Annotated in this window: 14 protein-coding genes; 9 read left to right on the top strand and 5 right to left on the bottom strand. The window is 40.4% G+C overall.

The window, feature by feature from the left end; all coding sequences use genetic code 11:
* The first annotated feature begins 245 nt into the window (after nt 1-245).
* The 5 genes from bioB to QNH43_RS24200 all read left to right on the top strand — a co-directional run bounded on the left by bioB (nt 246) and on the right by QNH43_RS24200 (nt 6,054).
* Nucleotides 246-1,211, top strand: a complete 966-nt coding sequence (gene bioB, locus QNH43_RS24220; RefSeq protein WP_283918444.1) for a biotin synthase BioB — start codon at nt 246-248, stop codon at nt 1,209-1,211.
* A gap of 1,551 nt (nt 1,212-2,762) precedes the next feature.
* Complete coding sequence (locus tag QNH43_RS24215; protein ID WP_283916029.1) at nt 2,763-2,909, top strand: hypothetical protein; 147 nt, start codon at nt 2,763-2,765, stop codon at nt 2,907-2,909.
* Between the two features lie 532 nt (nt 2,910-3,441).
* The gene (locus tag QNH43_RS24210) at nt 3,442-4,140 is read left to right on the top strand and encodes a polysaccharide deacetylase family protein (protein ID WP_283918443.1); all 699 of its coding nucleotides are present in this window, start codon (nt 3,442-3,444) and stop codon (nt 4,138-4,140) included.
* A gap of 17 nt (nt 4,141-4,157) precedes the next feature.
* The gene (locus tag QNH43_RS24205) at nt 4,158-4,757 is read left to right on the top strand and encodes a DedA family protein (RefSeq protein ID WP_283916028.1); all 600 of its coding nucleotides are present in this window, start codon (nt 4,158-4,160) and stop codon (nt 4,755-4,757) included.
* Nucleotides 4,758-4,887: 130 nt separating this feature from the next.
* Complete coding sequence (locus QNH43_RS24200; RefSeq protein WP_283916027.1) at nt 4,888-6,054, top strand: MGDG synthase family glycosyltransferase; 1,167 nt, start codon at nt 4,888-4,890, stop codon at nt 6,052-6,054.
* Between the two features lie 173 nt (nt 6,055-6,227).
* Here QNH43_RS24200 and QNH43_RS24195 read toward each other — a convergent pair whose 3' ends face one another.
* Nucleotides 6,228-7,148, bottom strand: a complete 921-nt coding sequence (locus QNH43_RS24195) for a substrate-binding domain-containing protein (RefSeq protein ID WP_283916026.1) — start codon at nt 7,146-7,148, stop codon at nt 6,228-6,230.
* Nucleotides 7,149-7,296: 148 nt separating this feature from the next.
* Here QNH43_RS24195 and modA point away from each other — a divergent pair, with 148 nt between their 5' ends.
* Complete coding sequence (modA, locus tag QNH43_RS24190; protein ID WP_283916025.1) at nt 7,297-8,100, top strand: molybdate ABC transporter substrate-binding protein; 804 nt, start codon at nt 7,297-7,299, stop codon at nt 8,098-8,100.
* Nucleotides 8,101-8,885: 785 nt separating this feature from the next.
* Here the strand turns inward: modA and QNH43_RS24185 are convergent.
* Nucleotides 8,886-9,344 carry a VanZ family protein gene (locus QNH43_RS24185; RefSeq protein ID WP_283916024.1) on the bottom strand — a complete coding sequence of 153 codons (459 nt, stop codon included), beginning with the start codon at nt 9,342-9,344 and terminating at the stop codon, nt 8,886-8,888.
* Between the two features lie 156 nt (nt 9,345-9,500).
* On the opposite strand from QNH43_RS24185, the gene QNH43_RS24180 reads away from it, so the two are divergent.
* The 3 genes from QNH43_RS24180 to QNH43_RS24170 are packed head-to-tail and all read left to right on the top strand — an operon-like array spanning nt 9,501 to nt 10,918.
* Complete coding sequence (locus QNH43_RS24180; protein WP_283916023.1) at nt 9,501-9,872, top strand: hypothetical protein; 372 nt, start codon at nt 9,501-9,503, stop codon at nt 9,870-9,872.
* On the top strand, nt 9,869-10,369 hold the full coding sequence (locus QNH43_RS24175) for a hypothetical protein (protein ID WP_283916022.1): 501 nt from the start codon (nt 9,869-9,871) through the stop codon (nt 10,367-10,369). Before QNH43_RS24180 ends, QNH43_RS24175 begins: the two co-directional genes overlap by 4 nt.
* 39 nt (nt 10,370-10,408) lie before the next feature.
* Nucleotides 10,409-10,918: a GrpB family protein gene (locus tag QNH43_RS24170; RefSeq protein WP_283916021.1), complete on the top strand. Its 510-nt coding sequence runs from the start codon at nt 10,409-10,411 to the stop codon at nt 10,916-10,918.
* Between the two features lie 127 nt (nt 10,919-11,045).
* On the opposite strand, the gene QNH43_RS24165 is transcribed toward QNH43_RS24170, so the two are convergent.
* From QNH43_RS24165 to kduI, 3 genes are all read right to left on the bottom strand, one after another.
* Entirely contained in the window at nt 11,046-12,053 is a 1,008-nt protein-coding gene (locus QNH43_RS24165; protein ID WP_076370142.1) for a LacI family DNA-binding transcriptional regulator, read from the bottom strand.
* A 184-nt stretch (nt 12,054-12,237) separates the two neighbouring features.
* Nucleotides 12,238-13,014, bottom strand: coding sequence for a 2-dehydro-3-deoxy-D-gluconate 5-dehydrogenase KduD (gene kduD, locus QNH43_RS24160; protein WP_214746150.1), 777 nt, complete (start codon nt 13,012-13,014; stop codon nt 12,238-12,240).
* Between the two features lie 47 nt (nt 13,015-13,061).
* Nucleotides 13,062-13,892: a 5-dehydro-4-deoxy-D-glucuronate isomerase gene (kduI, locus tag QNH43_RS24155; RefSeq protein WP_076370622.1), complete on the bottom strand. Its 831-nt coding sequence runs from the start codon at nt 13,890-13,892 to the stop codon at nt 13,062-13,064.
* Between the last annotated feature and the right edge of the window lie 157 nt (nt 13,893-14,049).

The following is a 14,049-nucleotide window of genomic DNA, read 5'->3' as shown; positions in this document are numbered from 1 at the left end:
CTAGGAAAATATTGAAAAAAGATCATTGAATAATATTTTGTTTGTATGTTATTATTCAAACAATATGTTAACTTAAAATATTAAAGGTTAACATATTAAAAGTTTTATTATGTCTTGAGTGTGCAAAATGAACCAATCCGTTCCAAGGATTCAGGTAATTAATCGTGGAAGATTCATGGGAAGGAATATAGAACATTAAAAGAAAAGAGGGATTAGGTTTGGAAACATTGGTTAGGGATTGGAAGATGTTAGCGGAGAACGTTATCAAAGGATATAAAGTGACGGAGGAAGAGGCATTATCCATCGTACAAGCCCCAGACGAAGAGGTTTTGGAAATTCTGAATGCAGCCTATCTCATACGTAAGCACCATTATGGGAAAAAGGTTAAATTGAATATGATCATCAATACGAAGTCAGGATTATGTCCCGAAGATTGCGGCTACTGCTCGCAGTCGATCGTTTCGGAAGCCCCGATCGATAAATATGCTTGGCTGACTAAAGAAAAGATTGTCGAGGGAGCGCAAGAATCAATTCGTCGCAAAGCGGGTACTTATTGCATCGTTGCGTCCGGCCGGCGTCCGACCAACAGGGAAATCGATCATGTCATTGAAGCGGTAAAGGAAATCCGCGAAACGACGGATCTTAAAATCTGCTGCTGTTTAGGTTTCCTGAATGAGGAACATGCCGGCAAACTGGCGGAAGCGGGCGTTCATCGCTACAACCACAACTTGAATACATCACAGGAAAACTACAGCAAAATTACATCGACACATACATATGAAGACCGGGTAGATACAGTTGAAGCTGTGAAGGATGCTGGTATGTCCCCATGTTCTGGTGCCATTTTCGGTATGGGGGAATCTGAGGAGGAAGCGGTGGAAATCGCCCTATCCTTACGAAGCCTTGATGCAGATTCCATTCCTTGTAATTTTCTCAATGCAATTGACGGAACGCCGCTTGAGGGAACTTCCGAGTTGACCCCCACTAAATGCCTGAAATTGATTTCGATGATGAGATTCGTTAATCCGAGCAAAGAAATTCGTCTGGCCGGCGGTCGTGAGGTCAATCTCCGTTCCATGCAGCCCATGGCGCTTTATGCAGCCAATTCCATCTTCGTCGGCGATTATTTAACGACAGCCGGTCAAGAACCCACAGCGGATTGGGGAATCATCGAAGACCTGGGATTTGAAATTGAAGAATGCGCTCTTTAATTGGATTTTTTTGAAAAAACACCCTTAGGGTGTTTTTTTTCAGTTTGTCGATAAAATACTGTTTTATGAAACCCTAACTGGGTTGAAGAAATGAACTGAATGGTTTTTTGAGGGTTTGATAATATAAAATGTTGATTTCCTCTCCAGGCACTCGCTTTCCGCGGGCGGTCCGGGAGCCTCCTCGGCGCTTTGCGCCTGTGGGGTCTCCCCTGTACGCGCATTTCCCGCAGGAGTCTCGAACACCCGCTCCAATCAACTGGAATGATTTAAAAAAATCTGCAGGTAAACTTATTGGATGGAAGAATGAACTGAATGGTTTTTTGAGGGTTTGATAATATAGAATGTTGATTTCCTCTCCAGGCACTCGCTTTCCGCGGGCGGTCCGGGAGCCTCCTCGGCGCTTTGCGCCTGTGGGGTCTCCCCTGTACGCGCATTTCCCGCAGGAGTCTCGAACACCCGCTCCAATCAACTGGAATATTTTTTGAAAAATCTGCGGTAAACTTATTGGATGGAAGAATGAACTGAATGGTATTTTGAAAGTTTGATAATATAAAATGTTGATTTCCTCTCCAGGCACTCGCTTTCCGCGGGCGGTCCGGGAGCCTCCTCGGCGCTTTGCGCCTGTGGGGTCTCCCTTGGACTCGCATTTCCCGCAGGAGTCTCGTGCCTTCCGTTCCAATCAATAGGAATGTTTTTAAAAAATCTGCAGGTAAACTTATTGAATGGAAGAATGAACTGAATGGTTTTTTTGAGGGTTTGATAATATAGAATGTTGATTTCCTCTCCAGGCACTCGCTTTCCGCGGGCGGTCCGGGAGCCTCTTCGGCGCTTTGCGCCTGTGGGGTCTCCCCTGTACGCGCATTTCCCGCAGGAGTCTCGAACACCCGTTCCAATCAACTGGAATATTTTTTGAAAAATCTGCAGGTAAACTTATTGGATGGAAGAATGAACTGAATGGTTTTTTTGAGGGTTTGATAATATAGAATGTTGATTTCCTCTCCAGGCACTCGCTTTCCGCGGGCGGTCCGGGAGCCTCCTCGGCGCTTTGCGCCTGTGGGGTCTCCCCTGGACTCGCATTTCCCGCAGGAGTCTCGAACACCCGCTCCAATCAACTGGAATATTTTTTGAAAAATCTGCAGGTAAACTTATTGGATGGAAGAAATCAACTGAACACTTTTCAAGAAAAAGTTGAGGCAAACTGGTTTTGTATAGAGTTGCCGACAACAGGGGTTCGGACTGCTCTCACCCCGAACCATGATAATTAGACAAGACCAGATTATACTTAATGTTTTTTTCCTGTAATCCTTATTGGATTAAAGAAATTTGCGACACTCCTGCCGAAAAACTGGCTAGTCGAGACCCCGCAGCCGCTTGCGGTGAGGAGGCTTGGCAGGCAGTCGGCGGAAAGGGAGCGGATTTCTGAAATCAACTGAACACTTTTCAAGAAAAAAACTGTAGGCAAACTGGTTTTGCATAGAGTTTGCCGACAACAGGGGTTCGGACTGCTCTCACCCCGAACCATGATAATTAGACAAGACCAGATTATACTTAATGTTTTTTTCTGTAATCCTTATTGGATTAAAGAAATTTGCGACACTCTTGCCGAAAAACTGGCTAGTCGAGACCCCGCAGCCGCTTGCGGTGAGGAGGCTTGGCAGGCAGTCGGCGGAAAGGGAGCGGATTTCTGAAATCAACTGAACACTTTTCAAGAAAAGAACTGTAGGCAAACTGGTTTTGCTTATAGTTTGCCGACAACAGGGGTTCGGAATGCTCTCACCCCGAACCATGATAATTAGACAAGACCAGATTATACTTAATGTTTTTTTCCTGTAATCCTTATTGAATTGAAGAAATTTGCGACACTCCTGCCGAAAAACTGGCTAGCCAAGACCCCGCAGCCGCTTGCGGTGAGGAGGCTTGGCAGGCAGTCGGCGGAAAGGGAGCGGATTTCTGAAATCAACTGAACACTTTTCAAGAAAAGAACTGTTTTCTTCTTTAGTCTGGGTGTTTTATGATTTTGCTGTAAGCGGGCTATTGGACTGGGAATCTTTACAAAAATAAAAAAATAATCGATAAGTGAAAATAGTGAAAAAAAAATGCTAAATTGTAAGGAGAGGTTTTATAATGAATTACCTGAATGCATTAACATTGCTGCATTGTGGTAAATGATTATGATAAAGGGAAAGGATCAGTATTGGTAATATCAATAATGAGAGGATAGTTTTGTGTGATGCATATATGGCTGATTAGTTTTATTATTTTATTATTGCTATTAATCTTTTATACGATTATCCCAACGGTGGTTATTCGTGTATGCAGTCTGGGAATAACCAAAAAAATCAATTCGAATCATGGGATTGCGCTAACTTTCGATGATGGCCCAAACCCTGAATATACGATAAAATTGCTTGATCTTTTAAAAGAGTATGAGATAAAGGCCACATTTTTTGTTGTTGGCAGTAAAGTGAAAAGCAATCCTGAGATTATTAAAAGAATGCATGAAGAGGGACATACTATCGGTATCCATCATTTCCATCATGTTTCAAGTTGGGTGCTATCACCAATCCATCTGCGGAAGCAGTTGGAAATGACTGAAAAGGCGATAAGTGAATGTACGAATGAAAAGGTTGTTTTTTATAGACCGCCATGGGGCCATTTTAATCTATTCACGCCACTTTTCAGTAAGAAATATAGAGTGATAATGTGGTCCGGCATTTTCGGGGATTGGAAGGCCGAAAATTGCAAAAATACTTTGCTTGATCAACTGCGAAGCACTTCGACGGAAGGTTCCATCCTGTTGCTTCATGACTGTGGTGAAACTTTGGGGGCGGATAAAGAGGCACCAGGCCATATGATTGAAATGTTAAAAATTTACCTGCAGGAAAGTAAGGAAAAAGGAACACACTTCATTTCTTTAAAAGACTTATAACTAATTCTGGGGGTATTATGAATATAGATACGCTTTTACATTTTATTGATTCATATGGATACCTGATCATTTTTCTTTTTTTATTCTTCGGCATTGTGGGAGTGCCTGCTCCAGAAGAATCACTTCTATTCCTAATCGGGGTGTTGGCTGTCCAAGGTAAGCTCTCACTGGGTTTGGCAATGCTGTGTGCAATTCTCGGCGCCTTTATCGGAATGCTTGCAGCTTATGCATGCGGAAAATATGTGGGGTATCCATTTATAAATAAATATGGAAGATTCATTGGGATTACGAGTGAACGCTGGGAGAAAGCAAAGAAAAACTATACGGATAATGCACAAAAAACATTGGTATTGGGATTTTACATTCCGGGAATAAGACAAATTAGTCCATATTTTGCAGGGATCTCATCCATACCCTTTCGGAAATACTTCCTTTTTTCCCTATTTGGCACCATACTCTGGACCGTTCCTTTTATAGTGGCCGGTTATTATGTGGGGGATGCTTTTAATGTTAATCCTAAATATGTTCCATATTTAGGTATTGTATTTTTAGTTATTTTTGTACTATATGTTACTATCAAATACATGAAAAAGAGAAAACAAATGTCCAAAAGTTGAGTCGGCTCCTTTTTATAAACCGTTCGAAATGAAATTCATTAAAGGATTTGTTCAACGATATTTTTAGAGGAAGATATCATGAGCTATATATTTTCGTATTTTCAGAATGATTTCTTAGGAGATGACACATATGAAGAAGGTTTTGTTTTTACCTCTCTTTCGAATGCAATCGGGGCATCATCAAGTTGCAGAGGCATTAATGGATATGTTAAAAAAGCATTCAAATGGGATTACTTATAAAAAAATCGATCTAATCAGTTATACCAATACTTCTCTAGAAAAAATCATCGCAAGCAGTTATCTAACATGGATCCGTTATGCGCCGGAAACCTATAATCTTGCCTATAAGAATCTGTTTTATGTACACTCCTCAAAGGAACGGATATTTAAATGGTATCAGCAATTATTCATGAATAAGCTGGAACAATTGATAGCAGAGGAAGAGCCTGATTTAATTGTGTGCACACATGGTTTCCCTTCCTATCTTTTGAGCCAGCTAAAGATGAAAGGGAAGTGCAGCACACCGGTAATAAACGTGTACACGGACTTTTTCATTAATAATGTGTGGGGAAGCGAAGGGATAGATGCCCACTTTCTTCCTAGCCAAGAAGTGAAAGAAAAGCTGATGAGCAAGCGTCAAATACCAAAACAAACGATGATGGTCACTGGCATTCCCGTGCACGAGGAAATCACTAGAAATGCTTCTATTCAAAAAAACACAGAACGGCCCAAAATTTTGATATCCGGAGGAAATAGCGGTCTGGGAGGGATTTTGAACTTAGGTGATGAGTTAAAGACTTCAACCGACTTTGATTATTTAGTCCTTTGCGGAAATAACAACAAGCTGTATGAAGAAATCGAAACATGGAACTTACCTCATATCAAACCATTGCCTTATATCTCATCAAGGACTGAAATGAATAGGCTTTATGAAGAAGTTGACGCGATCGTTACGAAACCCGGCGGTGTCACGATTAGCGAAGCATTGCGAAAAAGGCTTCCCATTTTTGTTCACTCCAGGCTTCCTGGGCAGGAGGAAATTAATCTGCAGTATTTAAAACAACAAGGTCTTGTATTTAAACTTAATCAGAAAACGCCTTTTGAAAAACAATTGCGGAGTATATTAAAAGATCAGAAAAAAATGAAAAAATGGAGCACATCCATAGAATCCTATCATAAGGAAATAGAGTTGGAGAAACCTGAGGGAATAGTGGAGGTCATGAAATTGATCCTTAACCTTAATCAAAATGGTACGCCTTCCTATCTAGCCCGGCAGCCCAAACTCCTATATAGCTGAGATGTATTGTGTTCCCCGTAAGTAAGCTAGTCTTCTTTTTGGAATTGCATGAACAGAAGAACGCGAAAAAAGGCATTCAAAGCAGGGTGGCTTCAATTGGAACCATTTGAAGTCATTGACCATGGCTTGATGCATACGAAACAGGAAGGCTGACGAATCAGTAGCCTTCCTGTTTAATATGTCTCGTAAATGATAGAGCCTGTCTGAGAAATATCATAATCGCCTAAAGCGTTGATTTCAGCTTGAAATGGATTCGATGATAAAATCCGCTTAACGACGTTTATGAGCTCTTCGTTTTTCGGAGATTTTAACATAACAAGGTCATAACGTTCTGTAATTAATGGAACAAAGTCAACTCCAACGATTTTTGCAGCTTTTTCAATTCCCACACCCACATCCGCTTTCCCCGCAGAAACCGCTGAAGCCACACTTAAGTGGTTGGTCTCTTCGTTTGCATATCCCTTAAGATCTTTAGAAGATATTCTGTGAATCCTGAGCTGCTCATCAAGAAGAATCCGTGCTCCCGATCCTCTTTCCCGATTGATGATGGCCAAGTCTTTATGTTTTAAATCAGTCCAATTGGTGAGGCCGAAGGGATTTCCCTTTTTAACATACAAACCAGCTTTCCTTGAAACTAGATTAAGTAAAATATAAGGATAACCGACCAAAATTTTTTTTATATAAGGAAGATTATATTCCCCAGTATCTCCATCGAACATATGCAAACTAACGATGTCGGAATCCCCATTGTACATGGATATAAGACCGCTTAGACTTCCTGTGTTAGATCGCAGTGTTTTATAGCTGGAGTGCTTCTGAATGTGCTGCCCCAGTATATCTAACACCATGTCTTGCCCGCTTATGACAAGGGTAAGGGAATCCTTCACTTCGTTTCCAGGGGGTTCGGCAACGGGGGATGTACTGGACTTATGGTTATTAATATACAGCTCCAAGTCTGTTGCATCCATTCTCATCTGCCTTCCCACACGGAATACTGGGAGTTCCCCTTTTTTAACAAGATCATAAATTGTCAATTTAGATACCTTTAAAAGCTGTGACACTTCCTCGATCGTATAGGAAAGCTCTTTTGACATGTGCATCCCTCCGTTCCTTATTGTATCTTAGAGTCCTTAAAAAAGTAAATTCACAGCAAAAAGGGCATTGATTAAAACCTTTTATACGTCTTATACTAGTTATAATTAGATATAACTAATTATAACTAATGAGGAAGGAAGAGGGATTTTGAAGAAAATATACCTTATGATTTTTTCGATCATGATGCTTGTGATAGCGGGGGCAGGGTGTTCAAGTGATGAAGGAAAAGATGCAGGAAAGCAGGCGCAACAGGCTGACGAGAAAGTGGAACTGACGATTTCGGCAGCTGCAAGTTTGCAAGATTCCTTAAATGATATAAAGAAGTCTTTTGAAAAAGAAAATGCAAATGTGAAAGTCCATTATAACTTTGGAGCCTCTGGAGCGCTTCAGCAGCAGATATCACAAGGAGCACCTGTTGACCTGTTTTTCTCAGCTGCAGAAGATAAATTTGATAAATTAGTGGAAGAGGGTCTTATTGAAGAGAAAAACGGAATCGATTTAGTCGGCAATGAGCTGGTGCTGGTGGTGCCAAAGGATTCCAAAAAGGGAATCGGATCACTGGAAGACCTCACTAAGGCCGCAAAAATTTCGATCGGCACTCCAGAGTCTGTGCCGGCAGGGCAGTATGCGAAACAAACTTTGGAAAACATGAACCTCTTTAAAGAGGTTGAAGATCGATTGGTATATGCCAAGGATGTCCGGCAAGTGCTTACATATGTGGAAACGGGGAACGTGGACGCAGGCCTCGTCTATAAAACGGACGCGCTCAATTCATCAAAAGTTGAAATCATTGCAACAGCCCAGGCAGATTTACATGATCCGATCATATATCCCGTCGGTATGATCAATGACCTGGATCATGCCAAGGAAGCCAAGCTATTCTATGACTATCTCCAAACGGAAGCCTCCATGAAAATCTTTGAAAAATACGGATTTAAGAATTTGAAATAACCGCTGTAGACAAAAGGGGTTCGGAAAATATATCTTTCATCAAATGAAGTTCCCAAGCTAACACCCTCAACCATCAGGTATGGTTTCTAACTAAATGTTATAACAAAGTTGATTGGAACGGAAGGTACGAGACTCCTGCTTAGAAAAGCGCGTCTAGGGGAGACCCCGCAGGCGAAAGCCGAGGAGGCTCCCCGACCGCCCGCGGAAAGCGAGTGCCTGCAGTGGAAATCGACGTTCATTGTACAAGCCATAAAAAACTGTAGGCAAAAATCGATTTCTTCGAATTTGTCTACAGTCTCTAACCACTAATCTGGAGGACTCAGTTAGTAGACTAAAGGGGTTCGGAAAACATATCTTTCATCAACTGATGTTCCCAAACTAACACCTTCAACTCATCAGGTATGGTTTTTATTTAAATGTAATAACAAAGTTGATTGGAACGGAAGGTACGAGACTCCTGCGGGAAAAGCGCGTCTAGGGGAGACCCCGCAGGCGAAAGCCGAGGAGGCTCCCCGACCGCCCGCGGAAAGCGAGTGCCTGGAGTGGAAATCGACGTTCATTGTACAAGCCATAAAAAAATGTAGGCAAACTCGATTTGTTCGAATTTGTCCACAAACTCTAACCACCAATCTGGTGGTCTTTTTTTATTCATCCGCAGTAATATTAGGTATATTTTCCTTTTTATTGAAACCTCTTCTCGCTTTACACGTAAGAATAAGGACATGCATGTATTCGTCTTTCGATCGCTGCGTAAAGAGGTTTTGTGACAAAAGAAGGACAGCACATTACTGTCCTTTGGCTTGACTGCGAATGGTACCATTCTTTTTGAAAACGATGAAAAACAGTTTAATAGGCAGGTATCCTATAACCCCGCCGAGAGTATTCAGGATCAAATCATCGGTATCAAAACTTCCTAATTCAAATAAAAGCTGAAGAATCTCATAGGTGAAACTAAGGCAGAATGTTGCAATCAAGATCGATTTGAGTTGGGAAAACCTTTTTGACAGTAAGGGAAGCATCAAGCCGAATGGTACAAAGCCGATGATATTCCCCGCTATATTTTCAATCCGGATCGATGGGTTAACATCCGCTAAGAACAGGTAATGGGCAATGGTTTTAAAAGGGATGAAGTTATGGGACCCCCAATAGGGGCCATGGGAAAAACTAATATGACCACTCACTTCGGTTATCGAGAAGGTTTTAAATAAAATGAGCTTTGTAAGGATTAATAGATATAGAACCATAAATAACGATCATACAATTTTCACGAAAATTTTATGATACAACTCCAATATAAAAACGCAGGAAATATTTATTATTTTATCATAAATGGTATATGATGATTTTAATGTAATATTTTACAAGTTATTTAGAGCTAATTTACCAAGGAGGAGTAAAAAGTGGAGGAAGCAATAATTGATTTTCTCATTGCAGTCATGTTAATTATTGGTTTCACATACGGTCTCATAAGGCAATTTAGACAATGTGTCAATATCAGGAAGGGAAATAAAACGGAGTATGCACATTACAAGCGGAAACTGATTGGAAACGATCTGGTTTGCCTATCTTATTCAGGTTTTCTTTTTTCTTATATTTTGAACTCATTATTGGCATCCCGTATTATACCGGCTTCATTTATTACAAGTGATAATACTAGTTTTTGCTGTTTCAGTTTTCTTGCCATTCTATTAATCGCTAAATTTGGGATTGTTCCAAAGGAAAATGAACAAGTTGAATTACAAGAATACATAGTTGAGAAAGAGGAAATATGAAGAAAATTTCACTTACCTTATTAATCGTATGTATATCGATCACCTTTTTATTGAATTTTGCCCTGCCGGAATTTGCTGGCAAAATGAAAGATAATATAAGTTCCATGAACATCTTTTATTCATACAGTGTCACAAAAACATTCTCGGAACAAATCCAGGATACGATTGAAATCGCTTCCGTCCCTTCAGGGAAAACCGAGAACAGGAACGGCGATTTCCGAGGTGATGTTAAGCTTGAGGGCACGCCGCTGAATATTAAAAGTGTAGTGAAAGAGAGCTTGAACAAGCCGCTTGATTATAAATTTAAAGAAAAATTAACCGGTCCGGAAAAAGGGTTTTCATACCGGAAATATTATCTTACCAAAAATTATGATAAAGGAAGATATACAGTCATCCGAACGAATAAAATAACGGGAAAAGAAAAAGTGTATGTCGGAACCTATCATGAGCCGAGCGCGCAAGATCCTTTCGTCAAATGGTCACATGATGAAAAATGATGGCTGACAATACCATTTAATGGAAGGTTGAGTGATTATATGGAAAAAACAGTGAAGATCGAGGATTATAATCCTGATTGGGTCAGGGAATTTCAACACGAAAAAGCGAGGATAATGGAGGCATTAAAGAACTATTCACTTTGGGTTGAGCATATTGGAAGTACGTCCGTCAAAGGCTTGGGAGCAAAACCGATTTTGGACATCATGGCTGGCGTCCATCATTTAGATGAAGCTGACAAGTTCATTGAACCCTTGAAATCGATTGGGTATGAATTTGTCCTGCATAAGGAGTTTCCCGAAAGGCGTTTTTTTAGAAAAGGTCAATGGAGAGCGGGAACACACCATTTGCATATCTATAAATACGGAAGTGAACAATGGAAGAATCAACTTTCATTCAGGGACTATCTAATAAGCCATCCTGACGTACGAAGACAATATCAGGAATTAAAATTATCCTTAGCTCAAAAGCATCCTGCAGATATAGTGGGATACACGAAAGCGAAAGCACCATTTATATTAAATGTCATAGAATCAGCAAATGGTGGGTGACTTCCAAGGTGTGAGTTTTAGCCGTGTTTCGGTAAATTACCTGAAAGAAAATGAAATTCCAACGGTTAGCTGTTCTGAAGGGAAATGATAACGGCAGTGAATTTAAACTGCCGTTTTTGTATGAGCATTAGCATGAATTTCGTACAATAAGTTCGGGGGCAAACCGGTAAGTAATGTACGGGGTCTGATCCAAATTAGTTATCCGGTTCAATAATAACTCTGCTGTTTTAATTCCCATTTGCTGTATGGGTTGTCCAATTGTTGTGATGGATGGTTCATAAAACTCCGTATAAGCGACATCATCAATGCTGACAATGGCCACTTCTCCGGGAATCGAGATTTTTTGCTTTTTCAAATAGCTAAGGATTTCACGTAACACTAAATCATTTCCTGCCACTATGGCTGTTGGAGGTTTTTCTGCATCGAATATCTGGGCCAATTTTTCTTGAATTTGGTTTCTGGGTAAAGAATGAATATCATCTTCCCTGACTTCCAATTTATGAGATGCCATCGCTTTTTTAAATCCTTCGATTCTCTCCAACCTCGGTGTGATCGGGATATCGATCGGCAGGGTTAAAAACGCAATATTTTCGTGGCCTTTTTCAGCCAGCATGGAAACAGCTAAAAAGATGGCAGCATGATTGTCCAATAGGACGGAATCAGATGTAACTCCATCAACTAATCGATCAACGAATACCATAGGAATTGAATGATCGATCAAGTAATTATAGACTTTAAAATCATTTCCTACCGGAAAGATTATGATTCCATCTACTTGAGTAGATACCAGCAAATCAAGGTATTCCTTTTCTTTCTCCGGATCATCGGCAGAGTCACATATGAATACCTTCATGCCATGCTGCTGAAGCTGTTCTTCTACGGTACGAATGATTTCGGTGGATAGAGTATGTAAAATATTTGCTACGAGTATGCCTATGACTTTTGTTTTTTTCACTTTTAAATTCCTGGCATTATCATTGGGCCGAAAATCAAGTTCTTGGATGACTTGCTCGATTCTGTCTTTTGTTTCAGCGCTCATATAGCGAAAACGTTGGTTAATATATTGAGAAACCGTACTTTTGGAAACACCGGCCTTCTCAGCAACATCTGATATGGTAGTTTTCTTTTTTTTCATGATGTTCTCCTAAAGGATATTATTTCTTGAAATAGAACGGGATACCTTCATCATAACAAAGGAGCATTACGATTCCAACGCCAGTTAGATGATTTTGTTAAACATTGGATGTAAGAAACACCCTAAGCACTTTGGCTAAGGGTGTTAACCTTAAACTATTAATTTACAATTCTTAATCACCGGATTAACGAACGAGCCAGCCTCCATCAACAGCGAGGATATGGCCATTCATATAATCAGAGGCCTTGCTTGCGAGAAAAACGACGGTTCCCATCACATCAAAGGGCGTTCCCCATTTTTCAGCCGGGATCCTTGAGAGAATGTCTTTGTTTCTTGACTCATCTGCACGAAGCGCGGCAGTATTGGCCGTTTCAATATAACCTGGGGCAATCGCGTTAATTTGAATGTTTTTAGACGCCAATTCATTAGCGAAGGCTTTAGTCAGCCCGGCAACGCCATGTTTACTCGCAGTATATGCGGGAACGAACTTGCCTCCTTGGAATGTGAGCATCGAAGCGATATTTATGATTTTTCCGCTGCCTTGTTCAACCATTTCTTTGGCAACGAGCTGACTAAGAAAATACAAGGAATTAAGGTTAATGTCCATTACTGCATTCCAATCTTCGTCTTTATATTCCAATAAAGGAGCACGACGAATCGTTCCTGCGTTATTAACAAGGATATCGATTTTCCCGTATGCATCAAGACAGCCTTTTACAACACCTTTAAGGCTTTCCTTATTCGTAAGTTCGGCTTGATAAAAGACTGCTTTTTGGCCGGTCGTTTCGATTAAATCCTTTGTTTCCTGCCAATTATCACCATGGGCAACGATAAAAACATCTGCACCCGCTTTTGCTAATGCAACCGCATATCCTTGGCCCAATCCAGTATTTCCTCCTGTTACGATGGCAACTTTCCCTTTTAAACTGAAAAAGTCCATTGAAAAATCCAGTAAACTCATCTTGTTTCCTCCATCCCCATATGGATTAGTAAACCACTCATAGCCTGTTACTTCATATCTGAAATAGGAAAGGCATCCATATCCTCATATGTATAATTCTCTCCAGCCATTGCCCAAATAAATGTGTAGTTGCTTGTAGCGGAACCACAATGTATGGACCAAGGAGGTGAAATGACAGCTTGTTCATTTTTCATGACAATATGCCTTGTTTCATCGGGTTCGCCCATCATGTGGAACAAAATCGCATCTTCTGCCAAGTCAAAATACATATAAACTTCCACTCTGCGGTCATGAACATGAGGAGGCATGGAGTTCCAGACATTTCCTGGAGCCAATTCAGTCATTCCCATACACAGTTGGCAGCTTTGGATCCCATTTTCATGAATCATTCTGCGAATCGTCCGCTTATTTGCCGTTTCCTGTGACCCCATTTCATCACCTTGCACTTCCTTGAATGCTACGTGTTGAACGGGGTAATTTTTATGTGCTGGAGCAGAGGCTAAATAAAATTTGGAGGGCTCGGAGTCTGAATCACTAGTGAATATCAGCTCTTTACAGCCTAATCCTATATATAGACAATCCCGATTTTGAAGGGTATATACTTCTCCATCAACTGAGATTTTCCCTGATCCACCTATATTGAATACCCCTAATTCTCTTCGCTGAAGAAAATAATCAGCTTTTATGAAATCATGGCCCTCAAGCTTAACCTCTTTAGAAACAGGTTTGATTCCTCCTATGATGATTCTGTCATCAAGGGAATAGCATAAAGAAACGTCATCATCGAGAAATAAATTTTCCACTAAAAAGTTTTTGCGGATTTCACTTGTATCAAAGTGTTTGGCTTGTGACGGATGAATGGAATAACGTTTTTCCATATGCATATAAATAACCTCCTATTTAGTAAAACGGTTTATCATGAATTTTCAAAATGTTAGCGCTATCAATATTAAAAATATATATAATATTTTCCAAATAGTCAATGATAATAGAAAATTTTAGTAGGTTGATCTGCATGAAATAAGAGATTGAAAC

Source organism: Peribacillus simplex (genome assembly GCF_030123325.1).
Taxonomy (GTDB): Bacteria; Bacillota; Bacilli; order Bacillales; family DSM-1321; genus Peribacillus; species Peribacillus simplex_D.
Note: the sequence above shows the minus strand (reverse complement) of the source record. Positions and strands in the feature narration are given on the sequence as shown.

Coding starts and splice junctions, on each gene's coding strand:
- bioB (WP_283918444.1), top strand. CDS start 246: ATGTTAGCGGAGAACGTTATCAAAGGATATAAAGTGACGGAGGAAGAG.
- QNH43_RS24215 (WP_283916029.1), top strand. CDS start 2,763: ATGTTTTTTTCTGTAATCCTTATTGGATTAAAGAAATTTGCGACACTC.
- QNH43_RS24210 (WP_283918443.1), top strand. CDS start 3,442: ATGCATATATGGCTGATTAGTTTTATTATTTTATTATTGCTATTAATC.
- QNH43_RS24205 (WP_283916028.1), top strand. CDS start 4,158: ATGAATATAGATACGCTTTTACATTTTATTGATTCATATGGATACCTG.
- QNH43_RS24200 (WP_283916027.1), top strand. CDS start 4,888: ATGAAGAAGGTTTTGTTTTTACCTCTCTTTCGAATGCAATCGGGGCAT.
- QNH43_RS24195 (WP_283916026.1), bottom strand. CDS start 7,148: ATGTCAAAAGAGCTTTCCTATACGATCGAGGAAGTGTCACAGCTTTTA.
- QNH43_RS24185 (WP_283916024.1), bottom strand. CDS start 9,344: ATGGTTCTATATCTATTAATCCTTACAAAGCTCATTTTATTTAAAACC.
- QNH43_RS24175 (WP_283916022.1), top strand. CDS start 9,869: ATGAAGAAAATTTCACTTACCTTATTAATCGTATGTATATCGATCACC.
- QNH43_RS24170 (WP_283916021.1), top strand. CDS start 10,409: ATGGAAAAAACAGTGAAGATCGAGGATTATAATCCTGATTGGGTCAGG.
- QNH43_RS24165 (WP_076370142.1), bottom strand. CDS start 12,053: ATGAAAAAAAAGAAAACTACCATATCAGATGTTGCTGAGAAGGCCGGT.
- kduD (WP_214746150.1), bottom strand. CDS start 13,014: ATGAGTTTACTGGATTTTTCAATGGACTTTTTCAGTTTAAAAGGGAAA.
- kduI (WP_076370622.1), bottom strand. CDS start 13,892: ATGGAAAAACGTTATTCCATTCATCCGTCACAAGCCAAACACTTTGAT.